This window comes from Pseudomonas sp. zfem005 (assembly GCF_032621735.1).
GTDB lineage: Bacteria > Pseudomonadota > Gammaproteobacteria > Pseudomonadales > Pseudomonadaceae > Metapseudomonas > Metapseudomonas solani.
In genome coordinates, this window is the sequence record NZ_JAVYJE010000003.1 from 46,348 (window position 1) to 68,792 (window position 22,445).

General features: G+C 68.4%; 20 protein-coding genes and 2 pseudogenes. 11 read left to right on the top strand and 11 right to left on the bottom strand.

What is annotated here, in order from left to right; translation table 11 throughout:
* Positions 1 to 519: 519 nt before the first annotated feature.
* From RTW82_RS31650 to RTW82_RS07020, 7 genes and pseudogenes are all read left to right on the top strand, one after another.
* Positions 520 to 663, top strand: a pseudogene (locus tag RTW82_RS31650) (HAMP domain-containing protein); the annotation flags it as partial.
* Positions 664 to 1,056: 393 nt separating this feature from the next.
* A pseudogene (locus RTW82_RS31655) lies at positions 1,057 to 1,566 on the top strand (methyl-accepting chemotaxis protein); the annotation flags it as partial.
* A gap of 153 nt (positions 1,567 to 1,719) precedes the next feature.
* Entirely contained in the window at positions 1,720 to 2,637 is a 918-nt protein-coding gene (locus tag RTW82_RS07000) for an AAA family ATPase (RefSeq protein WP_316924664.1), read from the top strand.
* Complete coding sequence (locus RTW82_RS07005; protein WP_316924665.1) at positions 2,637 to 3,596, top strand: DUF58 domain-containing protein; 960 nt, start codon at positions 2,637 to 2,639, stop codon at positions 3,594 to 3,596. The genes RTW82_RS07000 and RTW82_RS07005 overlap by 1 nt, the downstream gene beginning before the upstream one ends.
* On the top strand, positions 3,593 to 5,587 hold the full coding sequence (locus tag RTW82_RS07010) for a DUF3488 and transglutaminase-like domain-containing protein (protein WP_316924666.1): 1,995 nt from the start codon (positions 3,593 to 3,595) through the stop codon (positions 5,585 to 5,587). The genes RTW82_RS07005 and RTW82_RS07010 overlap by 4 nt, the downstream gene beginning before the upstream one ends.
* Before the next feature lie 34 nt (positions 5,588 to 5,621).
* Positions 5,622 to 6,383 carry a CHAD domain-containing protein gene (locus RTW82_RS07015; RefSeq protein ID WP_316924667.1) on the top strand — a complete coding sequence of 254 codons (762 nt, stop codon included), beginning with the start codon at positions 5,622 to 5,624 and terminating at the stop codon, positions 6,381 to 6,383.
* Between the two features lie 296 nt (positions 6,384 to 6,679).
* Positions 6,680 to 7,477: an acyl-CoA thioesterase gene (locus RTW82_RS07020; protein ID WP_021220367.1), complete on the top strand. Its 798-nt coding sequence runs from the start codon at positions 6,680 to 6,682 to the stop codon at positions 7,475 to 7,477.
* 4 nt (positions 7,478 to 7,481) lie between these two features.
* Here the strand turns inward: RTW82_RS07020 and RTW82_RS07025 are convergent, their stop codons facing one another.
* From RTW82_RS07025 to RTW82_RS07045, 5 genes are all read right to left on the bottom strand, one after another.
* A complete protein-coding gene (locus RTW82_RS07025) occupies positions 7,482 to 9,056 on the bottom strand; it encodes a GGDEF domain-containing protein (protein WP_316924668.1) in 1,575 nt (524 codons plus the stop codon).
* A gap of 5 nt (positions 9,057 to 9,061) precedes the next feature.
* Positions 9,062 to 9,565, bottom strand: coding sequence for an oxidoreductase (locus RTW82_RS07030; protein WP_316924669.1), 504 nt, complete (start codon positions 9,563 to 9,565; stop codon positions 9,062 to 9,064).
* A gap of 103 nt (positions 9,566 to 9,668) precedes the next feature.
* Complete coding sequence (locus RTW82_RS07035; protein WP_316924670.1) at positions 9,669 to 10,025, bottom strand: Mpo1-like protein; 357 nt, start codon at positions 10,023 to 10,025, stop codon at positions 9,669 to 9,671.
* Positions 10,026 to 10,115: 90 nt separating this feature from the next.
* The gene (locus RTW82_RS07040) at positions 10,116 to 11,597 is read right to left on the bottom strand and encodes a methyl-accepting chemotaxis protein (RefSeq protein WP_316924671.1); all 1,482 of its coding nucleotides are present in this window, start codon (positions 11,595 to 11,597) and stop codon (positions 10,116 to 10,118) included.
* Positions 11,598 to 11,701: 104 nt separating this feature from the next.
* Complete coding sequence (locus RTW82_RS07045; RefSeq protein WP_316924672.1) at positions 11,702 to 12,508, bottom strand: TatD family hydrolase; 807 nt, start codon at positions 12,506 to 12,508, stop codon at positions 11,702 to 11,704.
* Between the two features lie 229 nt (positions 12,509 to 12,737).
* Between RTW82_RS07045 and RTW82_RS07050 the strand changes: the two genes are divergently transcribed.
* Both RTW82_RS07050 and RTW82_RS07055 read left to right on the top strand, forming a co-directional pair.
* Complete coding sequence (locus RTW82_RS07050; protein WP_316924673.1) at positions 12,738 to 14,159, top strand: transglycosylase SLT domain-containing protein; 1,422 nt, start codon at positions 12,738 to 12,740, stop codon at positions 14,157 to 14,159.
* 111 nt (positions 14,160 to 14,270) lie between these two features.
* Positions 14,271 to 14,705, top strand: a complete 435-nt coding sequence (locus RTW82_RS07055) for a DoxX family protein (protein WP_316924674.1) — start codon at positions 14,271 to 14,273, stop codon at positions 14,703 to 14,705.
* A 48-nt stretch (positions 14,706 to 14,753) separates the two neighbouring features.
* On the opposite strand, the gene RTW82_RS07060 is transcribed toward RTW82_RS07055, so the two are convergent.
* The 3 genes from RTW82_RS07060 to thpR all read right to left on the bottom strand — a co-directional run bounded on the left by RTW82_RS07060 (position 14,754) and on the right by thpR (position 17,523).
* Positions 14,754 to 15,791 (bottom strand): lipase secretion chaperone, encoded by a 1,038-nt coding sequence (locus tag RTW82_RS07060; protein ID WP_316924675.1) that lies wholly within the window; start codon positions 15,789 to 15,791, stop codon positions 14,754 to 14,756.
* Positions 15,792 to 15,846: 55 nt separating this feature from the next.
* On the bottom strand, positions 15,847 to 16,779 hold the full coding sequence (locus RTW82_RS07065) for a triacylglycerol lipase (protein ID WP_021220358.1): 933 nt from the start codon (positions 16,777 to 16,779) through the stop codon (positions 15,847 to 15,849).
* Between the two features lie 198 nt (positions 16,780 to 16,977).
* Positions 16,978 to 17,523, bottom strand: a complete 546-nt coding sequence (gene thpR, locus RTW82_RS07070) for an RNA 2',3'-cyclic phosphodiesterase (RefSeq protein WP_184489292.1) — start codon at positions 17,521 to 17,523, stop codon at positions 16,978 to 16,980.
* A 203-nt stretch (positions 17,524 to 17,726) separates the two neighbouring features.
* On the opposite strand from thpR, the gene RTW82_RS07075 reads away from it, so the two are divergent.
* On the top strand, positions 17,727 to 18,035 hold the full coding sequence (locus RTW82_RS07075; protein ID WP_316924676.1) for a class I SAM-dependent methyltransferase: 309 nt from the start codon (positions 17,727 to 17,729) through the stop codon (positions 18,033 to 18,035).
* 11 nt (positions 18,036 to 18,046) lie between these two features.
* On the opposite strand, the gene greB is transcribed toward RTW82_RS07075, so the two are convergent.
* The 3 genes from greB to RTW82_RS07090 form a co-directional block, all read right to left on the bottom strand.
* Positions 18,047 to 18,544: a transcription elongation factor GreB gene (greB, locus tag RTW82_RS07080; protein ID WP_263403387.1), complete on the bottom strand. Its 498-nt coding sequence runs from the start codon at positions 18,542 to 18,544 to the stop codon at positions 18,047 to 18,049.
* An 85-nt stretch (positions 18,545 to 18,629) separates the two neighbouring features.
* Positions 18,630 to 21,134: an ABC transporter permease gene (locus RTW82_RS07085; protein WP_316924677.1), complete on the bottom strand. Its 2,505-nt coding sequence runs from the start codon at positions 21,132 to 21,134 to the stop codon at positions 18,630 to 18,632.
* Entirely contained in the window at positions 21,134 to 21,817 is a 684-nt protein-coding gene (locus RTW82_RS07090; RefSeq protein ID WP_263403385.1) for an ABC transporter ATP-binding protein, read from the bottom strand. The genes RTW82_RS07085 and RTW82_RS07090 overlap by 1 nt, the downstream gene beginning before the upstream one ends.
* A gap of 10 nt (positions 21,818 to 21,827) precedes the next feature.
* Between RTW82_RS07090 and RTW82_RS07095 the strand changes: the two genes are divergently transcribed.
* The gene (locus RTW82_RS07095; RefSeq protein ID WP_316924678.1) at positions 21,828 to 22,433 is read left to right on the top strand and encodes an arylesterase; all 606 of its coding nucleotides are present in this window, start codon (positions 21,828 to 21,830) and stop codon (positions 22,431 to 22,433) included.
* The last annotated feature ends 12 nt before the right edge of the window (positions 22,434 to 22,445 follow it).

The following is a 22,445-nucleotide window of genomic DNA, read 5'->3' on the forward strand; positions in this document are numbered from 1 at the left end:
CTGTCCCTGGAGGCGGCCAACTGGCTGGTGGTCAGTGCCTCCAACAGCCTCGACGTGCTGCAGTCGGGCCTCAACGAGGACGGCGTCGACCTGCTGAAGAGTTCCCAGGGCGCGGAAGGTGCCGAGATGGTCGCCCAGGGCGGCGAGATCAGCCGCGTCTACCAATCCCTGCTGCTGGCCCTGAACCAGGCCCGGGTGCGCCTGGAGCAGAGCCGCAGCAGCGGCGAGATCGACGAGAGCGCCATCCAGGAGGCGCTGGATGCGCAGAAGCTCGCCGGCGAGCTGCGCGAGAGCATGAAGGACCCGGGCTACGCCGCAGTGCTCACCGAGGTGATCGGCAATATCGATTCGTTCAACGAGCGCCTCAAGGAATACACCGGCCACCTGCGCCAGCAGAAGGTGGAGTACCAGGCGCTGGTCGGCGCCGCCGAGGTGATCGTCCAGGCCGTCGATCAGGCTTCCGCGCTGCAGAAGGAGGCGATGCTCGCCCAGCAGAAGGCCAGCTCGCTGCTGATCCTCATGGCCAGCGCCCTGGCCCTGGTCATCGGCCTGGCGGCCACGGTGCTGATCGCCCTGCTGATCGTGCGCCCGCTGCAACGGGTGATCGCGGTGGCGCGGCAGATTTCCGCCGGCGATCTCAGCGTCGAGATCGAGGTGGACCGCAGCGACGAAGTGGGCCAGCTGCTGGAGGCCATGCGCGGCATGTCGGCCAACCTGCGTGACATGGTCGGCCGGCTGCAGGGCGGGGTGATGCAGATTTCTTCCTCGGCCCAGGCGCTGTCCTCGGTCACCGAGCAGACCCGGGTCGGCGTCAACGGTCAGAAGCTGGAGACCGACCAGGTGGCCACCGCCATGAGCGAGATGACCGCCACCGTCCACGAAGTCGCGCGCAACGCCGAGGCGGCCGCGGCCTCCACCCAGAGCGCGGACAGCAAGGTCAGCAATGGCAGCGAAGTGGTGCGCCAGACCCTGGGGCGCATCAACCAGCTGGCCGCAGCCATGGAGGCGGCGACCCGGAGCATCGAGCACCTGAGCCACGAGACCCAGAGCATCGGTTCGGTGCTGGACGTGATCAAGAGCGTGGCCGAGCAGACCAACCTGCTGGCGCTGAACGCCGCCATCGAGGCGGCGCGCGCCGGCGACCAGGGCCGTGGTTTCGCCGTGGTGGCCGACGAGGTGCGCGCGCTGGCCAAGCGCACCCAGCAGTCCACCGCCGAGATCGAGCGGCTGATCGCCACCTTGCGCGACGGCGTGCGCCAATCCGTGGAGCGCATGCAGGAGAGCGGGGCGCTGGTGGATATGACGGTGCAGGACGCCAATCACACCGAGCAGGCCTTGAGCGGCATCGCCGAGGCGGTGGCGGTGATCCATCAGATGAACCAGCAGATTGCCGCCGCCGCCGAGCAGCAGAGCGCCGTGGCCGAAGAGATCAACCGCAGCGTCACCAGCATCCGCGACATCGCCGACCAGTCCGCCATGGCCATGGAGGAAACCGCCAGCTCCAGCACCCAGCTGGCCTCCTTGGGCCGCGACCTGCAGGCGATGGCGGGGCATTTCCGCTTGTAGTCCCCAGGCGGTTGGCTTTGAGGTGTTCAGGCGCTCTGGCGTGCCGTTGTGCTGGGGCGGACCTGGCGCACGGTTTCGTCAGCAAAAATTGCAGGGCGCTTTGCCATCTCCGTGCCCACCGGTAGCATCGGCCCATTGTTTCGGGAGCTTGCGATGCGAACCAGACTGGATGCCTGCCTCAACGCCGTTAACCAGGTTGTGCTGGGCAAGGAGCCCCAGGTGCGCCTGGCGCTGGCCTGCCTGCTGGCTCGGGGTCACCTGCTGATCGAAGACCTGCCCGGCATGGGCAAGACCACTCTCAGCCATGCCCTGGCGCGGGTGCTGGGGCTGAGCTTCCAGCGCATCCAGTTCACCTCCGACCTGTTGCCCGGCGACATCCTCGGTACCTCGGTGTTCGACAAGGATACCGGCCAGTTCGTCTTCCACCCCGGCCCGGTGTTCGCCGAGCTGGTGCTGGCCGACGAGATCAACCGCGCCACACCCAAGAGCCAGAGCGCGCTGCTCGAAGCCATGGAGGAGGGCCAGGTGACCATCGAGGGCGCGACCCGGCCGCTGCCCGAACCCTTCTTCGTCATCGCCACGCAGAACCCGGTGAGCCAGGGCGGCACCTTCGCCCTGCCGGAATCGCAGCTGGACCGCTTCCTCATGCGCCTGTCCCTGGGCTACCCGGCCCGTGTGGCGGAGAAGGCCCTGCTGCTGGGCGAAGCGCGCCGGGAGATCCTGCCGCGCCTGGAGCCGGTGCTGGACAATGCCGAGCTGGCGCTGATCCAGGCCGAGGTGCCGAAGATCCGTGTCAGCGATGCACTGGTGGACTATGTGCTGCGCCTGGTGGAGGCGACCCGCTCCCACGCCCAGTTCGCCTGGGGCCTGTCGCCGCGTGCCAGCCTGGCACTGCTCGCTGCTGCCCGTGCCTGGGCGCTGCTGGCCGGGCGTGATTATGTGATCCCCGAGGACGTACAAGCCGTGCTGCCTTCGGTGGTCGGCCACCGCCTGCGGGAGCAGGCCGACCCGGCCGGCCACGGCGGCGGCGCCCTGGTGCAGTGGCTGCTGCGCGAAGTCCCGGCGCTCTGATGCTCAGGCAGCGCGTGCGGCCGCGCTGGAACCGCTGGCTGGCGAAACGGATTCCGCCCGCCGCCGAGGTGCGCCTCAACCAGCGGCGCATCTTCATCATCCCCACGCGCACCGGCCTGGCCTTCGGCATCGCCCTGGTGCTGATGCTGCTGGTGGCGATCAACTACCAGAACAGCCTGGCCTATGGCCTGACCTTCCTGCTGCTGTCGATGTTCATCCTGACCATCCTCCACACCTTCCGGAACCTCGCCGGCATGACCTTGCGCGCCGCCGGCGCCCCGGCGGTGTTCGTCGGCGAGCGGGCGCGCTTCCGGGTGCGCCTGGAGAGCGAGCGCCAGCCCCACCAGGCCATTGCCCTCGGCTGGCCGCCGGCCGAGTTGCAGGCCCAGGACGTGCCCGCCGCCGGTTCCTGCGATTGCGAGGTGGACCTGCCGGCCGAGCGCCGTGGCTGGTTACGCCCGGGGCGCCTGCGGGTGGAGAGCCGCTTCCCCCTCGGCTTGCTGGTGGCCTGGAGCTGGGTGGACCTGGACCAGGCGGCACTGGTCTACCCGCGCCCGCTGCCCGGCGACCTGCCCATGGGCACCGGTGGCCGCCGGGACGACGAGGAGGAGGGCGTACGCGTGCTCGGCCGTGGTGCAGACGACTACCAGGGGCTCAAGCCCTACCAGCCCGGCGACTCGCGGCGGCGCCTGCACTGGAAGGCCTATTCCCGGGGCCAGGGCCTGTTCATCAAGGATTTCGCCGCCCTCGCCGGTGCCGACCTGTGGCTCGACCTGGAGGGCCTGGAAGGCGAGCTGGAAAGCCGGCTGTCGTTGCTCTGCCACTGGGTGCTGACCTTCACCGAGCGCGGCCAGCCCTTCGGCCTGCGCCTGGGCGGCCAGGAGCTGCGCCCGGACGTCGGTGAGCCGCACCGCGATGCCTGCCTGCGCGCGCTGGCCCTCTATGGGGTGGCGCGATGAGTACGGTGCAGCCGATCCCGCGCATCGCCCTGACCTGGCTGCTGGTGGCCCAGGTATTGGTGATCCTGCCGCACCTGTTCCACCTGCCGCTGTGGATCATCGGCCTGTGGCTGGTGTGCGCCGGCTGGCGGGTGCAGGTGTTCCGCATGCGCGCGCGCTACCCCAGCGGCCTGGCCAAGGTGCTGATGATGGCCGGCGCTGGTGCGGGGGTGCTGCTGTCCCGGGGCAGCCTGATCGGCCTGGACGCCGGCGTGGTGCTGCTGGTGGCGGCCTTCATTCTCAAACTGGTGGAGATGCGCACCCGGCGCGATGCGCTGGTGCTGATCTTCCTCGGCTTCTTCACCGTGGTGACCGCCTACCTGTTCGACGATGGCATGCTCGCCGCCGTCTACAGCCTGTTGCCGGTGACCGCCTTGCTGGCCTCGTTGATCGGCCTGCAGCAGAGCGCCTTCGCCGCGCGCCCGCTGGCCACCCTGCGCCTGGCGGCGACCCTGCTGGCCCAGGCACTGCCGCTGATGCTGCTCTTGTTCCTGTTCTTCCCGCGCATGGGGCCGCTGTGGTCGCTGCCACTGCCCAGCGACAAGGGTGTGACCGGGCTTTCCGACAGCATGGCGCCGGCCGATATCGCCGAGCTCAGCCAGTCCGCCGAGCTGGCCTTCCGCGCCTCCTTCGACGGGCCACCGCCGCCGCGTCGTGAGCTGTACTGGCGTGCGCTGACCCTGGAGCGTTTCGATGGCCGCCGCTGGTCGCAGTCCGAAGCCAGCCAGTTCAACACCCCGGCACAGTGGGAGAAGCGCGGCGAGCCGCTGGACTACAGCGTGGTGATGCAGCCCAGCGCGCGGCCCTGGCTGTTCGCCCTGGACGTGGGCGAGACCAGCCTCGAAGACACCCGGCAGATGATCGACTTCCACCTGCAGCGGCGGCGCCCCGTGGACCGCTCGTTGCTGTACCGGGTGACCTCCTGGCCGGACGCGCTGCGTGACCCGGCGCTCGACGACCGCGTACGCCGGCGCACCCTGCAGTTGCCCGAGCAGGGCGACCCGCGCAGCCGCGCCTGGGCCGCCGAGCTCAAGGCCCGGCACCCGGTGACGGAGGACCTGGTGCAGGCGCTGCTGCAGCATTTCAACCGCGAGCCCTACGTCTACACGCTGAAGCCGCCGCCGGACGGGGCGAACAGCGTGGACGAGTTCCTCTTCGACAGCCGCCGGGGCTTCTGCGCCCACTACGCCGGGGCCATGACCTTCGTTCTGCGTTCGGCCGGGGTGCCGGCGCGGGTGGTGGCCGGCTACCAGGGCGGTGAGATCAACCCGGCGGGCAACTACGTGGCGGTGCGCCAGTTCGACGCCCACGCCTGGGTCGAGTACTGGACGCCGGAGAAGGGCTGGACCAGCGTCGACCCGACCTTCCAGGTGGCGCCCAACCGCATCGAGCAGGGGCTGGAGGAAGCGGTGGCCCAGGAGCAGAGCTTCCTCGAGAACTCGCCCTTCTCGCCGCTGCGCTACCGCCAGGTGGGCTGGGTGAACCAGCTGCGCCTGGCCTGGGACCAGCTCAACTACGGCTGGCAGCGCTGGGTCTTGGGCTACCAGGGCGAGTTGCAGATGCAGGTGCTGCAACGCTGGTTCGGTTCACTCGACGCCCGCACCTTCGCCCTGTTGCTGGTGGGCGGTGGCGGCATCCTGGTGGGCCTGGTGGCGTTGTTCATGTTCAAGCCCTGGCGCCGCGAGCGTGACCCGCAGCTGCGCCTGTTCCAGGGCTTCGAGCGGGCCCTGGGTCGCCAGGGCGTGCGTCGTGGCAAGGGCGAAGGCCCGCGCGACTATGCGGCCAGGGCGGCCCTCGCGTTGCCGGCGCAGGCGCCACTGATCGAGGAATTCGCCCGCCGCTACGAGGCGCTGCGGTATGCTGGCGAGCCTTTGCCACCGGCAGAGCTCGCGCAGGCATTGAAGGCCTTGCGCAGGGCCCTGCCCTGGCGTCTTACCCGCGTGGAGCGCTGATCGGAGCGCGCCCGCTCTCTCGGATGATCGTTCCATGCCCGCCATGCTCGACGACCTGATCGCCCAGGTCCTGACCCTCGAAATCAAGCTGCTGTCCTGCCGCGCACGCCTTGAGGCCGACACCGATGGCGAGGCGCTGCACGACCTGCGCATCAACATCCGTCGCCTGCGCAGCCTGCTGCGGCCCCTGCGCGACCTGCCCGCTGCCGACGTGCTCGATGCCGCCGCCCACGAGGTGGGGGCGCTGAGTACGCCGCTGCGTGACCTGGAGGTGCTGGTCGTCGAGCTGGAAAGCCACGGCCTGGTGCAACTGGCCGAGTTGCGCCGCCAGCGGGTGCGCGCGGGCTACACCGCGTTGCTGGCAGCGCCGGCCCTGGCGCAACTGTTCCGGGTGCTGGATGCCTGGCCGCAGTTGCTGCGCATTTCCCATCGCGAAGGGCTGCTGGTGAAGCCGCGCAAGGCCGTGCGCAAGCGCCTGGCCAAGGATTGGAAGCGCCTGGAGCAGGCCCTGGCCGATCCGGCCCATGACCGTCATCGCGTGCGCCTGCTGATCAAGCGCGTGCGCTACGGCGGCGATGCCTTCCCTGGGCAGGTGCAGGCCTCCACCAAGGCCCGGCGCCTGCTCAAGGGGGCACAGACCGCCCTGGGCAAATGGCACGATCGCCTGCAGTGGCTGCTGATCGCCGAGCGTGAGCCCGACCTCGCGCCCCGGGTGAAGGCCTGGAGCGTGGCCATGCACGGTGCCGAAGTGCGTTCGGACCGGGTGCTGGAGAAGTTGCAGGCGAGCCTGGGCTGATCCTGCCTCGCCGTCGATTCCGATGTAGGTCGGGTGCAACCCGACGATGCCGTGCAGGGTTGTTTCGTGGGTTCACCCGCCCGGCGGTGGGTGTTCCGCGAGGCTCCCATTGATGGGATTCGCTTCGCTCTTCCCATCCTACGGTGGGCGTGCGATCCCGAAGGGGCCATCAGCGCGCCTGATGGCCTGGCATTTTTCCCCTCCCCGTTGTCGCTACCCGCTTGAAGGTTGGCTTTCTAGCGCCGGGGCAATCCCCTAACATCCCCCCACTTTCGATTTCAGCGGGTGAGTTGAGCATGAAGTTTTCCCAGTTGATCCAGGCGGTGCGCAGCAACCCCGCAGCGGTGGTGGTGCCCAGCGCCTGGGCTCAGGGGCGAGCCAGCTTCGGTGGCCTGGTGGCCGCGCTGGCCTATGAGGCGATGAGCGCCAAGGTGAGCGACGGGCGCCCGGTGCGCTCGCTGGCGATCACCTTCGTCGGACCGATGGAAGCCGAGGTGCCGGCCAGCTTCGAGGCCGAGGTGCTGCGCGAGGGCAAGGCGGTGAGCCAGATGTTCTGCCGCGCGGTGCAGAACGGCCAGACCGTGGCTGTGGTGCAGGGCAGCTTCGGCGCCTCGCGGGAGTCGGCGATCGATGTGGCGGCCGAGCCGGCGCCGGTGATCAAGCCGGCGGAGGAATGCCAGGAGTTGCCCTTCCTGCGCGGCGTGACGCCGGAGTTCACACGCTTCCTGGCCATGCGCTGGGGCATCGGCAGCATGCCGTTCACCAACAACCCGGCCCGTGAAATGGGCGGCTGGGTGCGTTTCCGTGGTGATGTGGAAGACGAGCCCGTCGAGGTGGCGCACCTGCTGGCACTGGTGGATGCCTGGCCGCCGGCGGTGCTGCCGCACCTGCGCAGCCCGGTGCCGGGCAGCTCGCTGACCTGGACCATCGAGTTCGTGCAGCCATTGCCGGCCGTGGGCACCCTGGAGTGGTGCCTGTACCGCGCCGAGATCGAACACGCCCGTGATGGCTACGGCCATGTCTCGGCCCGCCTGTGGACACCCTCCGGCGAGCTGGTGGCGCTGAGCCGGCAGACGGTCACCGTCTTCGGTTGAGCCTTCAGACGGGCGCGACTTCCACGCGGTTGCGCCCGGCCTGCTTGGCCCCATAGAGCGCCGCATCGGCGCGGCCGAGCAGCGATTCGAGGCTTTCGCCGGGGCGTTTCTCGGCGATGCCCAGGCTCAGGGTGATCCGCAGTACATCACCGCTGGGCAAGTCCACGCGCAGGGCTTCGATGCCGGCGCGCAGGCGCTCGGCCACCAGCGCGGCCTTGCCGTCTCCCGTTTCCGGCAGGATCGCCGCGAACTCTTCGCCCCCCAGGCGCCCGAGTACGTCCACGCCACGCAGGCAGTCGCGCATCACCCGTGCGGTGGCGCGCAGCGCGTCGTCGCCGATGGCGTGGCCGTGGCCGTCGTTGACCGCCTTGAAGTGGTCGATGTCCATCATCAGCACCGAGCACGGGTGCCCGAAGCGTTCGGCCTGGCGCAGCATGTCTTCGGCGCGCTGCATGAAGGCGCGGCGGTTGTCGAGGCCGGTAAGGCCGTCGGTGGTGGCCAGGGTCAGCAGTTCGTGTTCCATGCGCTTGCGCAGGCTGATGTCGTAGCTCCAGACCAGGTGCGCAGGCTCGCCCTCGAGCTCGACGATACGGCCGAAGACCACGCCCCAGTAGGGCGCCGCCTTGCCCAGCAGGGCTTCCCAGTCGTCGATCTGGCGGCGCTCTTCGAGGGCGGCGCGGAAGCGATGGGCCTCGGACTCGGCGGCGAACAGCCGATCCAGGGAGAACAGCGAGCCCCGCTGCAGCCCCTGGCGGACGATCAGGCGCTGGTTGACGAAGTGCACCTTGCCGGACTCGGCGCCGATCAGGGCGACGTCGCTGGGGCTGGCTTCGAGGATGTGCTTGAGCAGTTCGCGGCCTTCGCTGAGGGCGAGCGTGCGGGCCTCGACACGGCTTTCCAGGGTGTGGGCGAGCTCGCCCAGGCTTTCGCTCAGCCGGCGGGCCTCGCGGAAGCTGTAGATCAGATGGGTGACCAGCAGGGCCCCGCCCAGCAGCAGCCCGAACAGGGCCCAGGCGAGCTTGCTGAAGTAGCCGTAGAGGCGCTGGCGCTCTTCGTCCAGCTCATTGGTGAGGGAGATGTTGGCCGCCACCATCACCTCGTGCATGGCGTGTTGCAGCGGCGGCAGTTCCTGGAGGATCTCGGCGCTGGTGGCGCGTGCAGAGGCCTGGTCGTTCCAGTCGACGCGGCTCAGCCAGCGCTGGCTGAGTTCGGCCACGCGCTGCAGGGTGCGGGTGTTCTCCGGGCGCGCGCTAGGCAGGAAGTCGAACAGATGATGGCCTTCGATGGGCCGGGACAGGCTGCGCAGCACGCCGAGGCGCACCACCAGCTGGGTGGCGCTGCTGTGCCCTTGCTCGATGCGTTGCGCTTCCTCGACCAGGCGGTCCATGCCGTTGCGGATCTGGTAGACCTGCCACAGCTCGCCGTGGGAGCCGGGGCGGCCGAGCTGCCGTGCTTCGTTGACCACCAGCCATAGCGAGCCACCGGCGGTGATCGCCATGACCAGCATGATGACCAGGAGGACCGCCATCACCAGCCGCTTGCGCGGCAGGGAAATACTGTCGGCAAAACTGTCGGGCATGGTCGCTACTCGATGTAGATATCACTCAGTTGCCAGATGGCACGGTTGTAGTACTTCTGCACGCGCAACTCGGCGTGGGCGTTGAAGGGGTACATGAGGAAGAGCGGGCCGTAGGCTTCCACCGCCATGGGCTGGCCGTCGCGGGAATAGGCGATCACCGGCTGGTAGCGCTCGATGTCGCTGGCGGGGATCACCACCGAGTAGTCGTTGAGGGCGCGCAGGTGCAGTTCGGCGGGGTGCTGCAGGTTGGCCGGAAGCTGCTGGAGGAACTGGCTCAGGGGCACGCCGTACCAGTCGGAGACCTTGTCGTCGCTGGGGCCGCGTGCGCGCAGGTTGACGCCGGGCATCGCCTGGAGGTCGCGCAGGGTGAACACCAGGGGGCTGGCACCGGGCAGGTGCAGGCGCAGGGCGGGGATATCCAGGGGATAGCTGGACTGCTCGCCCTGAGCGAGGGAGTAGAGGACGAAAGTCAGAAAAATGGTGACAAGTATCTGTCGCTTTGACGGCATGCGACGTCCCTCATACAGCGTGGTGTCAGCATATCGTCATTTTTGCGGCCAGCTTGAGCCTTTCCGACGAAAGTAATGGCGCTTTGCTGGCAATGGCGTGGTGTCAGGGGCGGTTGCGCCAGTTGCGCCACCAGGCGCCGCTGAACAGGAAACGCGGGAAGGTGACGAACTGTTCGGTCAGCAGGCGGCCCACGGCGTCCTTGCGGTCCTGGAAGGGCTCGGGGGCTTCCGCTTCCAGCCGGTGCCCGTGGGATTGCAGGCCCAGGGAGGCAGCCAGGCCGATCACCCCGAGGACGACAGGCAGGAAGCGCCAGGTGAACAGGCCGTTGAGCAGCACCAGGGTGGCGACGATGAACAGCGGCACGGCCAGCAGGTGCAGCACCAGGTTGGTGGGGTTGCGGTGGTTCCTGGCGTAGGTCTTCCACTGCCAGGTGCGGAGGTTGGGGTGACGTTTGCCCATGGTGCGGATTCCTTGAAGGATTGCGGGCAAGTCTAGGCCGGCCCCGGGAGGGCCGGCGAATGGGTTCTGACTATGGGCGGGATAGTCCGCTCAGAGCTTGAGCTGGCGGATGGCGCGAGACAGTTCGCTGGCGAGGTTGGCCAGCTCGGCGCTGGTGGAGGCTGAGCCAACGGTCTGGCTGACGGTGAGTTCGGTGACGTCGCGGATGCCGACCACGGCACGGGTCATTTCCTCGGCCACATGGCTTTGCTGCTCCGCCGCCACGGCGATCTGCGTGTTGCTCTGGCGCATCTGCGCCACGGCGCCGGTGATGGCGGCCAGGGCTTCGCCGGCTTCATGGGCCTGCTGCACGCAGCTGTCGGCCTTGAACGAGCTTTCCTGCATGAATTCCACGGCGTCGCGAGTGCCGGATTGCAGGGCGAGGATCATGCTGGTGATTTCGTCGGTGCTGTCCTGGACGCGCTTGGCGAGGTTGCGCACCTCGTCGGCCACCACGGCGAAGCCACGGCCCATTTCACCGGCGCGGGCGGCCTCGATGGCGGCGTTGAGGGCGAGGAGGTTGGTCTGCTCGGCGATGCCGTGGATGACGCTGACCACGCTGCTGATCTTCTGGCTGTCTTCGGCCAGCTTCTCGATCATCTCGGCGGTCTGCTGCACGCCGCTGGAAAGCCCGGCGATGGACTCACCGACGCGGCTGACCACGCTCTGGCCGGCGCCGGCGAGCTGGTCGGCGGTCTGCGACTGGTCGCGGGTGTCGGCGGCGTGCTGGGCGATGTGGTGGACGGTGGCGGACATCTCGTTGATGGCGGTGGCGGCCTGGTCGGTCTCGCTCTGCTGGCCGAGCATGCCCTGGCGCACTTCGCCCATGCTCGAGGCCAGGCGCGCGGCCCCTTCGTCGAGGCGTTCGGTGACCTGGGCGACGGTGCCGACCACGCGCTGGAAGCCTGCCTGCATGGCATTGAAGGCGCTGGCCATCTGGCCCACCTCGTCGCGGCTGTCCAGCGGTACGCGGGCGGACAGGTCGCCGCTCTTCTCCACGTGCAGCATCACGTCCTTGAGGGTGTTGAGGTGGCTGAGGAGGAAGCGGATCAGCAGTTGCGAGGAGGCCAGCAGCGCCATCATCAGCAGGAACACGGTGACCGCGTAGTTGAACATGCGCGAGGCGAAGACTTCGGCGAGGCTCGGGGCGTGGGCCAATACGGCGATGCGCTGGCCGTCGGCGGCATCCTGCACCTGGGCGCCGATCACCGGGTCACTGCCGAACAGGGCGTCGTGATCCAGTTCGACCCAGCCGTTGGCACGGGTCAGTGCGGCGCTGTCGACACCCTGCACCTGCGGCGCGCTGCCGGCGGTGAAGCGGACCACGCCGTTGCCGCTGGGCAGGGCCTGCCCGGCGGGCCAGGCGCGCAGCAGGGCTGCCTGGGCCTGGGCCGACTCGCGGGCGCTTTCCACGCGGGCGTCACGCTCGAGGCTGATGGCGTGCAGCACCAGTAGCAGTGTGGTGATGAAGGCGACGGCGTTGACCGCCCAGAACTTGTACTTCAGGGAGAGATCGCGCATCCAGTTACCCATGTTCTGTTCTTTTTTCTCGGAGGCTAGGCAAGGTGCCAGCATTGTTTCGCAGCACTGTGACCTGATCGTTGATCCGTATCAATCCGCCTCTTTACAGGAACAGGTTAGGCGATGTTCGGTAGCCCGAAAAATGCGCGTGCACACGCGGTGGTGTGTGCGGCCAGTTGTTCGGGTGTTTCACCGCGGTGACGGGCCACTTCCATCAGCACTTCGGGCAGGAAGGCCGGCTCGTTGCGCCCGCTCTTGGGTTTCGGTCGCAGGCTGCGTGGCAGCAGGTAGGGCGCGTCGCTCTCCAGCATCAGCCGGCCCTGGGGAATCTCGCGCACCAGCGGGTGCAGGTGGGTGCCCCGGCGCTCGTCGCAGATCCAGCCGGTGATGCCGATGTGCAGGTCCAGGTCGAGGTAGGAGAAGAGGGCGCGCTGCTCGCCGGTGAAGCAGTGCACCACGGCCGCCGGCAGACGGTCGCGGAACTGCTTGAGGATGGCCAGCAGGCGCTCATTGGCGTCGCGCTCGTGGAGGAACACCGGCAGGCCCATTTCGACGGCCAGGGCCAGTTGCTCTTCCAGGGCCTTTTCCTGCTGCGGACGCGGGGAGAAGTCGCGGTTGAAGTCCAGGCCGCATTCACCCACGGCGCGTACTTCCGGCTCGGCCAGCAGGGCGCGCAGGTGGCGGGCGCTGTCGGCGTTCCACTGGCTGGCTTCGTGGGGGTGCAGGCCGGCGGTGCTGAACAGGCGGCCGCCTTCGGGGTCGAGCTGACGCACCAGGGCCAGGGCTGCTTCGGCATCGGCCACGCTGGTGCCGGTGAGGACCAGTTGCGCCACGCCGGCGGCGAAGGCGCGTTCGAGCAGTGCTTCACGCGCTGCGGCAAAGCTTGAGTGGGTCAGATTGACGCCAATGTCGATGAGTTGCATGGTGCTACCTCGGACGCGAGCGGAGCAGAATAGCAAAGCTTGTCGAATAGAAGAAAAGCCAATATTTACAATTGCTTAGGGGTGTTTGTTGAAGTTGTTACAGCGTTGTGGCTGGCGTCGACGGCCGAGCTGTGACACTCTCCGCGCCCCTCGCACGCCCGGAATTCCGTCCGGGCGTTGCGCTCTCAGACGGTCGGTTCGCACCCTGCAGCCTTGACCGGGAGATTCGATGACCCGACCGCTGCTGCTTCTGTTGTGCCTGCTCGCCCTGCTGCCGTTCCCGGCTGCAGCGCGCCTGGCTGGCCCGCCGGAAGCCTGGCAGCAGCCGAGCGAGGCCCGTGACCTGGCGCAGATCCGCCGCAGCGGCGTGCTGCGCGTGCTGGTGAACCAGAGCCGCAACAGCTCCGGCGAGATCAAGGGCGAAGCCATCGGCATCGAATACCACCGCATCCGCGCCTTCGAGCAGTACCTCAACCGCAATGCCCGCGACGGCCGTGAGCTGGAGGTGAAGATCATCCCCAGGGCCAAGGACCAGTTGCTGGCCGCCTTGCTGCGCGGCGAGGGCGACCTGGTCGCCCCCGGCGAGCTGGTGGACCCACGCAGCGGCGGCGAGGTCAGCGCCAGCGCCCCGATCCGCCGTCATGTGCCACTGCTGCTGGTGAGCCGCAGTGGCGACCGTCGCTACCAGCGCCTGGAGCAGCTCGCCGGGCGCAGCATCGCGTTGCCCGCCGGCAGCGCGGCGGCCGAGGCCCTGCGCCGGGTCAACCAGCAACTGGCACAACGCAAACTGGCGCCCATCGTCATCGAGTGGGTCGATTCGAGTCTGGCGGTGGAGGATGTGCTGGAGATGGTCCAGGCCGGCATCTTCCCGCTCACTGCCGTCGAGCAACCCATTGCCGAGCGCTGGGCCAAGGTGATGCCCAAGCTGCGTATAGAGAAGCACCTGGTGCTGGACAACCAGCGCGACATGACCTGGTTCGTGCGCCGCGACGCGCCGATGCTGCGGGCCAGCATCGACCGCTTCCTCGCCGGCTACAACGCGCCTTCCGACCAGGACGCCACCTTCCAGCGCGTCTACCGCCGCCTGTACAAGGTGCACAGCCCCCTGGCCCGCGCCGACCGGCAGCGCCTGGAGAAGGTGCGCCCGGTGCTGCAGCGCTTCGCCGACCAGCATGCCTTCGATTGGCTGAACCTGGCCGCCGTGGCCTTCAAGGAGTCCAGCCTCAACCCGGCCGCCCGCGGCGCCAGCGGTGCCACCGGGCTGATGCAGATCACCCCCGGCGCGGCGCGCACCGTGGGCGTGGGCAATATCCATGCGCTGGAGAACAACGTGCAGGCTTCGGCCAAGTACCTGGCGATGCTGCGCAAGGGCTTCTTCAACAGCGCCCAGCTCAATGAGCGCGAGCGCATGGCCTTCACCCTGGCGGCCTACAACGTCGGCCCGCAGCGGGTGCAAAGCCTGCGCGCGGAGGCCCGGCGCCGGGGGCTGAACCCCAACCAGTGGTTCTTCCAGGTGGAGCGCATCGCCGCTGAGCAACTGGGCATGGGGGTGGTCAGCTACGTCAGCGCGGTGAACAAGTACTACCTGGCCTATGACCGCGAGCGCTATCTGCTGGAGCCGCAGAAGAAAGTGGCGAGCAGAGGGAAATAATCGATTTTATCGATTTCAATGCTGCGTTTTTTGCGGTTTTAATATCGAAAAAATCAACTAAGATGGCTTCCGTCTGAACCCACACACTCCTCACACGAAAGGAAACGCGACATGAGCAACCCGATCAAACGCCTTCTCTCCACCAACGCCGGCATCGGCATCACCCTGCTGCGCGTGGTGACCGGCCTGACCTTCGCCGCCCACGGTTCGCAGAAGCTCTTCGGCCTCTTCGGCGGCTATGGCCTGGAAGGCACCGGCCAGTGGATGGAAAGCATCGGTCTGGCTCCTGGCTACCTGCTGGCCCTGATGGCAGGCAGCGCCGAGTTCTTCGGCGGCCTGGCCCTGGTGATCGGCCTGCTGGTTCGCCCTGCCGCCGCGTCGCTGATCGTCGCCATGGTGGTCGCCATCTTCAGCGTGCACTGGGCCAGCGGCTTCTTCATCACCAACGGTGGTTATGAGTACGCGCTGATCCTCGCCCTGATCTCCGGCACCCTGCTGATCGAAGGCGCCGGCCGCTTCTCCCTGGACCGCACGTTCAGCCAGTAACCCGCTGCGAACTCGAAGAAGGCCCGCCCTGTGCGGGCCTTCTGCATTTCAGGGCTGCTGCGCGCGGGCGGCGGCCAGTTCCAGGGCGGCATCCAGGCGCTGGCGCTCGCGTTCGTCGAACTTCTCCTCGGCCAGACGCTGGATGGCGGCGCGGCGGTCGCCGTCGCTGAGCCCCTGGTTGGCTTCGATGCGTGCCTTCTCCGCCTGGAAGGCGCCGATCCGCTGCTTCCAAGCCTGGCGCTGCTGGTCCAGTGCTTCCAGGCGCTGGGTGGCTTCGCCGCCGACCAGTTGTTGGCGCAGGCGACGGATCTCGGCGGGGGTGGCGCCCTTGGCCTGCAATTGCTCGGTCTGGACATGCAGCTCGGCCTGCAGCTGCGGCAGCACGCTGTCCTGCAGTTCTTCGGGCAGGCCCTGGCGCAGGCGGTCGACGGCGGCGGCCTTGGCGGCGTCGTCGAGGGCCGCGTCATGGACGATGGCCAGGCGTTCGAGGGTGAAGCGGTTGTAGGTTTCCTCGCTGGCGAAGAACACCTGGTGCACCTCGGCGCTGAACAGGCGGGCACGCAGGGCGTTCACCGCGGCTTCGCGCTGGCGCATGGCGTCGAGGTCCGCCAGTTGCGGCAGGTCCTTCTCCAGTTGCACCAGTTGCCGCTTGTAGTCCAGGTATTGCTCCAGCAGCGCCAGGGCCTGGCCTTCGGCCGGCTCCTGCAACTGGGCGGTGATGTAGCCGCGCAGACGCTGGATGGAGATGCCGATGGGCTCTTCGCCTATGGCGCTGAGGAAGTAGTCGAAGATGCGGCGGATGTCTTCGGTGATCAGCAGGTTGCCGCTCGCATCCAGCTGGAAGCGCCCATCGACCTGGGTACCGGCGAAGGAGGCGGGCAGGGCGGGTACTTGCGCCGGCAGGGCAGGCGGCAGGTTGTCGGCGGACGTTGGGGCATCGGCGATGACGATGGGCTCATCACGGGCGAGCTGCTCGGCACCGCCCGGTGCACGGTGGGCGTTGCCATCGGAGGCGGATTGCAGGTAGAGGATCGCGGCCAGGCAGCCGGCGAAGACCAGGGGCAGGGACAGCAGGACTCTTTTCACGGTGGTCGCTCGCAGGTCGGCAGGAGGCGGGGCCCGCAGGCCCCGCCGGGGCGGCTTAGAGGCCGTCGTTCTTCAGGCGGTTGGCGTGCTGGCGGTAGACGGTCACCGGGTCGGTCTCGAACAGGCTGGTGAGGCCGAAGGTCTGGTTGACCTCGTCGAGGTGGTTCATCCGGTAGTTGTCACGCACCACCTTGCCCAGGTGGGAGCTGCAGCGGCCGACCAGGCCGTCGGTGGCTTCGCCCTTGAAGGTGAGGGCGGTGGCGCCGAGCAGCACGTCGCTGATGTCGAGCACGTTGGTCAGCGGGCTGGTGCCGCTCCAGGAGTAGTAGCGCACGCCATTGACCTGGTAGGCGCCCTCGCCACAGGCGCTGGTGGGAATGCCCTGGGGGAACTTGGCGTTGAACCGGGCGGCGCCCTGGCTGTTGAGCGATTCCAGCGAGCCAAGGCCGTTCTGCGGCAGGGTGCTCTTGCTGCCGGAGAGGAAGTTGATCAGCGAACCGAGGCCGTTGACGATGCCGGCGACGATCGCTTCGCTAGCGGAGCCGGGCGGGATCTGGCGCAGGAAGTCGGCGGTGGCCGAGCCCTTGTGCGGGCCGCCGACGCTGGTGGCGGAGGCGACCAGGTCCGGGCGCACGCCGGCCACGTAGCGGATGGTCGGGCCGCCGTGGCTGTGGCCGATCAGGTTCACCTTGCGTTTGCCGCTGATGGCGACGATTTCCTCGACCTGTTCCAGCAACTCTTCGCCGCGGGCTTCCGAGGTGTTCAGCTGGCTGACTTCTGTGACGTAGACCGAGGCGCCATCACGACGCAATGCCGAGGGGATTCCATACCAGTAGTCGATGCCGAGGATGCTATCGAAGCCAAGCATGCCGTGGGCGAGGACCACGGGGTACTTGGTCTGGGTGTAGCCGGTGGCGGCAAGGGCTTCGCCGGAGGCGGCGAGGCCGACTCCCAGGGCGAGGGCGAGCAGGATCTTGTTGTTGTTCATTGGTTGCTCTCGGTGATGGTGGAACAGGCAGTGGGTGCCTCCCTGCAAAGCCGCCGCGCCCATCCCGGACGCGTACAACAGCTGACGAGCACGGGGCAGGAACCATGCCAGGGGCGCCGTTCGCGCGGCGCCCTGTCTGGGCTGGGTGTTTCACCGTTGTTTACAGCCGTTCACCGAAAGTTGGCGGGCGTTTCCCTGTTACTGAGTGAAACGCTCGTTTGAGTCCTGGGGCAGCAGCGGCCAGTTCCCGAGGGCGCGGTAATGGGCGCCCGAGGCCGTATTTTCCGAGGCGAAGAGAGCGAACTGGTTCACAGGCCAATCGAAGGTTGGGGCCGCTGCGCCGGGCAGGTGTGGGCAGTGTCGAGCCAGGGTCAGGTGCGGGTGGAAGGGCCGCCGTTCGATGGCGAAGCCCGCTGCGCGCAGCCCATCCTGCAGGTTGGCGGCCAGGGCCAGGAGCGCCGGCGGCGGGTGGTCGGGTGCCAGGTGCAGCAGGCCGTTGTGCCAGCAGCGCAACTGGTCGAGGCGCAGGGTGAAGGGCTCGCCCGCCAGGTTTTCGGCGATGGCCTTCAGTTCGGCGACGCAGCCGCGTGGCTGCTGGCCGAGGAAGGCGAGGGTCAGGTGCAGGTTGCGGGTGGCCACGGCTTTGCCTTCGCAGCGAGCGGCTTCTCGCCACAGGGCTATGCTCGTTGCCAACGGCTCGGGACAGGGCAGGGCGAAGAACAGGCGCAAGGGAGGTGTGGACATGGTCGCGAAGGCTCCAGGACGACGTCTTGGTCGTATTGACAGTATTGCGGAGGCTTCTCTAGGATGCCGACCCATGCGCCGATTTAAGACAGCTACTTGCGGGGCGCGGAGATGGAATCCATCTCGAAATACCGCTAAAGCGCTGGTTCGGTGTCGCCTCTCACCGCTGCCCAGCGGGATCAACGAGGCGGAGACATGACACCATGACCTGTCCCCAACCGCTCATTCGCCTGGCCCCCATCACCACGGGCCTGGTTTTGCGCAACCCCAGGGTTCTTCTCAGCGGCCCCCACCAGCCGACCATGCTGCGTTATCTCGACGGCTGGCCGAAGCGTTGGGCCGGGCCACGCAACCTGCTTATCCAGTTCGCCCTCGATGCCGCGTCGTTGCAGCGCTATGCCGCTGACAGCTTCGATATGGCCGTGGTGCAGGCGCCCCCCCGTAACGAGGTGGCGCTGATGGTCCGCGAGCTGGTGCGCGTTTCGCGCCAGGGGCTGATCACCCTGCGCTGAGGCGCGGGGCTTCAGGGGTATTCGATCTCCACCACGTACCAGCTCTTCTCGCCCGTCGGGGTGTGCACCAGCACCTCGGCATCCAGCGCCTTGCCCACCAGGGCGCGGGCCAGGGGCGAGTCGATGCTGATGTGGTGCTGCTTCAGGTCGAGTTCGTCGGGGCCGACGATGCGGTAGCGCGACTGTTCGCCCTCATCATCTTCCAGGGTCACCCAGGCGCCGAAGTAGACCTTGTTCGGGTCGGACGGGCGTTCGCTGACCACCTTGAGGCTTTCCAGGCGCTTGGTGAGGAAGCGCACGCGGCTGTCGATCTCCCGCAGCATCTTCTTGCCGTAGGTGTACTCGGCGTTTTCCGAACGGTCGCCCTGGGCGGCGGCCTCGCTCACCGATTGGGTGACCTTGGGGCGCTTCACGTGCCAGAGCTCGTGCAGTTCGGCGCGCAGGCGGGCTTCGCCTTCGGGGGTGATCAGCGGGGTGCCGGCAGAACGTGGGGGGCGATAGCGACTCATGGCGTGATGCGACAGGCTCTAGGCGGGCGAAGAGGGGCGGAGTCTAGCAAGAGGTCGGCCCGCCTTGTACAGGCGGGCCGGGCGATCAGGCTTCGCGCAGCACCTGCAGCGGGCTGGCGTTGAGGGCACGACGGGTGCCGAGCACGCCGGCCCCACCCACCAGCAGCGCGCCCAGGGGCGGCAACAGCAGCAGCCAGAGGTGGGGGTGCCATTGCAGGTCGAAGGCCAGGGTGTAGAGCAGGGCGCTGACCAGCTCGCAACCCAGGGCGGCGAGCAGGCCGGCAGTGGCACCGAGCAGGGCGAATTCAGCGCGCCTGGCTTTCTGCAGCAGATTGCGTTCGGCACCCAGGGCCCGCAGCAACGCACCCTGGCGGATGCGTTCATCGAGGGTCGACTGCAGGCCGGCGAAGAGCACCGCGAGGCCGGCGGCGAGCACGAACAGCAGGACGAACTCCACCGCTACCGTGACCTGGGCGAGGATGCTGCGCAGCTGCGCGAGGATGGCTTCCACCTCCAGCAGCGTCACCGCCGGGAAGGCGCGGGCCAGCTCCACCAGCTCGCGGTCGTGCTGTGGTGGCAGGTAGAAGCTGGTGAGGTAGGTGGCCGGCAGGTCGGCGAGGGAGCCGGGGGCGAAGATCATGAAGAAGTTCGGCTGGAAGTTGTCCCAGTCGACTTCCCGCAGGCTGGTGACACGCACGTCGCGGCTGATGCCACCAACGCTGAAGCTGAGGCGGTCGCCCAGTTGCAGGCCGAGGTTGGTAGCGAGCTTGGCTTCCACAGAGACGCCGGGCAGGTCGCCGGCCGGCGCCTGGTCCCACCATTGCCCGGCCACCAGGCGGTTGCCGCTGGGCAGGTCGGCCGCCCAGGTGAGGCTGAGGTCGCGCTGCAGGGCACGTTCGCCCTGGGATTCCTTGCTGGCGTGCTCCTTCGCCGGTTCGCCGTTGATGGCGGTGAGGCGGCCGGGCACCACGGGGAACAGCGGCGCCGGGTGGGGCGAAAGCTGGGCGAGGCGCTCGGCGAAGGCGTCCTTCTCGCCGGGCAGCACGTTGAGCACGAAGTAGTTCGGTGCGTCGGCGGGGAGCTGGTCCTGCCAGGTGTCCAGCAGTTCGCCGCGCAGCAGGGCGATCAGCGCCATCGCCAGGAGGATCAGGCCGAAAGCCAGGGATTGCCCGGCGGCGGCCAGCGGGTGGCGCAGCAACTGGCCGAGGCCGAGGCGCCAGGGCAGGGCGGCGCGGGCCAGCAGGCGGCGCAGGGCGTTGAGGCCGAGGAGCATGAGGCCGCCGAGGATCAGGGTGGCGAGCAGGCCGCCGCCGAGCAGGGCGAGGGTGAGCGCCAGGTCCAGGCTCAGGCGCCACATGATCAGCCCGAGGGCGAGCAGGGCGGCGCCGTACACCAGCCAGGAACTGGGCGGCACCGGCAGCAGGTCGCGGCGCAGCACGCGCAAGGGCGGGACGCGGCCCAGGGCGGCCAGCGGCGGCAGGGCGAAACCGGCCAGGGCCACCAGGCCGGTGGCGATGCCGGCGAAGGCGGGCAGCACGCCGCCGGAGGGCACTTCCGCCGGCAACAATTCACGCAGCAGGTGGAACAGGCCGAGCTGGGCGAGCCAGCCGATCAGTGCGCCGAGAATGGCGGCGGCAAGGCCGAGCAGACCCAGTTGCAGGGTATAGAGGAGGAGCGCTTCGCGGCGCGACAAGCCCAGGCAGCGCAGCAGGGCGCTGGCGTCGAAGCGACGGGCGGCGAAGCGGGCCGCCGACAGGGCCACGGCGACACCGGCCAGGAGTACGGCGGCGAGGCTGGCAAGGTTGAGGTAGCGCTCGGCACGGCTGAGGGCGCCGCCGACCTGGCGGTTGCCGTCGCGGGCGTCTTCGATGCGCTGGTTGGCCGCCAGGGTGGGCTTGAGGGTGTCGCGGTAGCTTTTCAGTGCCTCTTCCGGGCCGCTCCAGAGTTCGCGGTAGCGCACCCGGCTGCCGGGCTGTACCACGCCTGTGGCGTCGAGGTCGGCATGGTTCATCAACAGGCGCGGGGTGAGGCTGTAGAAGTCGCCGGCGCGATCAGGCTCGTAGGTGAGCACGCGGGTGAGGCGCAAGGTCTGCTGGCCGACGTCCACGGTGTCGCCGGGCTTGAGGTTCAGCGCGGTGAACAGACGGGCCTCGGCCCAGGCCTCGCCGGGGGCGGGGCCGTTGCCGGGTTCTTCCGGGGCGTAGGGGGCCGGTGCGCTCTTCAGCTCGCCGCGCAATGGGTAGGGTTCGTCCACCGCCTTGACGCTGGCGAGCTGGATGCCGGCGTCACCGGCGATGACGCTGGAGAATTCGACGGCGCGGGCATGGCGCAGGCCGAGCTGTTCGCCTGCTGCGATCTGCTCCGGGGTGGCGGGTGAGGAGCCGCTGAGCAGCAGGTCGGCGCCAAGGAATTCGGTGGCGCGCAGGAGCATGGCACCGTTCAGGCGGGCACCGAAGTAGCCGATGGCGCTGCTGGCGGCCACGGCCACCACCAGGGCGAAGAACAGTACGCGCAGCTCGCCGGCACGGGCATCGCGGCGCAGTTGCCTGGCGGCCATGCCTAGCAGGCGCGAGAACGGCAGGCGCCCCATCAGGGTTCCACCCGGTCGACCAGGCGGCCGGACTCCAGGCGGATCAGGCGGCGGCAGCGATGGGCCAGGCGCTCGTCGTGGGTGACCAGGACCAGGGTGGTGCCGCGCTCCTGGTTGAGCTGGAACAGCAGGTCGCTGATACGCTCGCCGGTGTGGCTGTCGAGGTTGCCGGTGGGCTCGTCGGCGAACAGCACGTCGGGTTCGGCGGCGAAGGCGCGGGCGATGGCGACGCGCTGCTGCTCGCCCCCGGACAGCTGGCGCGGGTAGTGGCCGAGGCGCTGGCCCAGGCCGACGCGGTCGAGCAGGTGGCGGGCGCGTTCGCGGGCATCCGTGCGGCCTTCGAGCTCCAGGGGCAGCATGACGTTTTCCAGGGCGTTGAGGCTGTCGAGCAACTGGAAGGACTGGAAGACGAAGCCGACATGCTCGGCACGTACGCGGGCACGCTGGTCCTCGTCGAGGCGGGCGAGGGCGTGGCCGGCCAGGCTGATGTCGCCGGAGCTGGGCAGGTCGAGCCCGGCGAGCAGGCCGAGGAGGGTGGATTTGCCGGAGCCGGAGCTGCCGACGATGGCCAGGCTGTCGCCCTGGGCCAGGTCCAGGTCCAGATCGTGGAGGATGGTCAACTCGCCTTCCGCGCTGGGAACCACTTTGCTAAGGTTCCGCGCATTGAGAATGCTTGCGCTCATGGAGAATCCGATGCGTGCTTGGTTGTTGGGCAGTTGCCTGGCGTTGATGGTGATGGCCCAGGAGGCTGCGGCGGGGACCGTGCTGGTCGTCGGGGATAGTATCAGCGCCGCTTTGGGGCTGGAAACCAGCCAGGGCTGGGTCTCCCTGCTGCAGAAACGCCTGGATGACGAGGGTTTCGAACACCGCGTGGTGAACGCCTCCATCAGTGGCGACACCAGTGCCGGCGGTGCTTCCCGGCTGCCCGCGCTACTTGGCGAGCACAAGCCGGAGCTGGTGATTATCGAGCTCGGTGGCAACGATGGGTTGCGTGGTCAGCCCCCTGCACAATTGCAACATAATCTTGCCGGCATGGTGGAGCAGTCGCAGAAAGCGGGGGCCAAGGTGCTGCTGCTGGGCATGCGCCTGCCGCCCAACTACGGCAAGCGCTACACCGATGCCTTCGCCCAGGTCTATCAGGATCTGGCGAGTTCCCGGCAGGTGCCGCTGGTGCCTTTCTTTCTCGAGGGCGTGGGCGGTGTCGAGGGGATGATGCAGGCCGATGGCATCCATCCGGCGGCGAGTGCCCAGGGCAAGTTGCTGGATAACGTCTGGCCAACCCTGAAGCCGTTGCTCTGAGGCGCTTCGGGA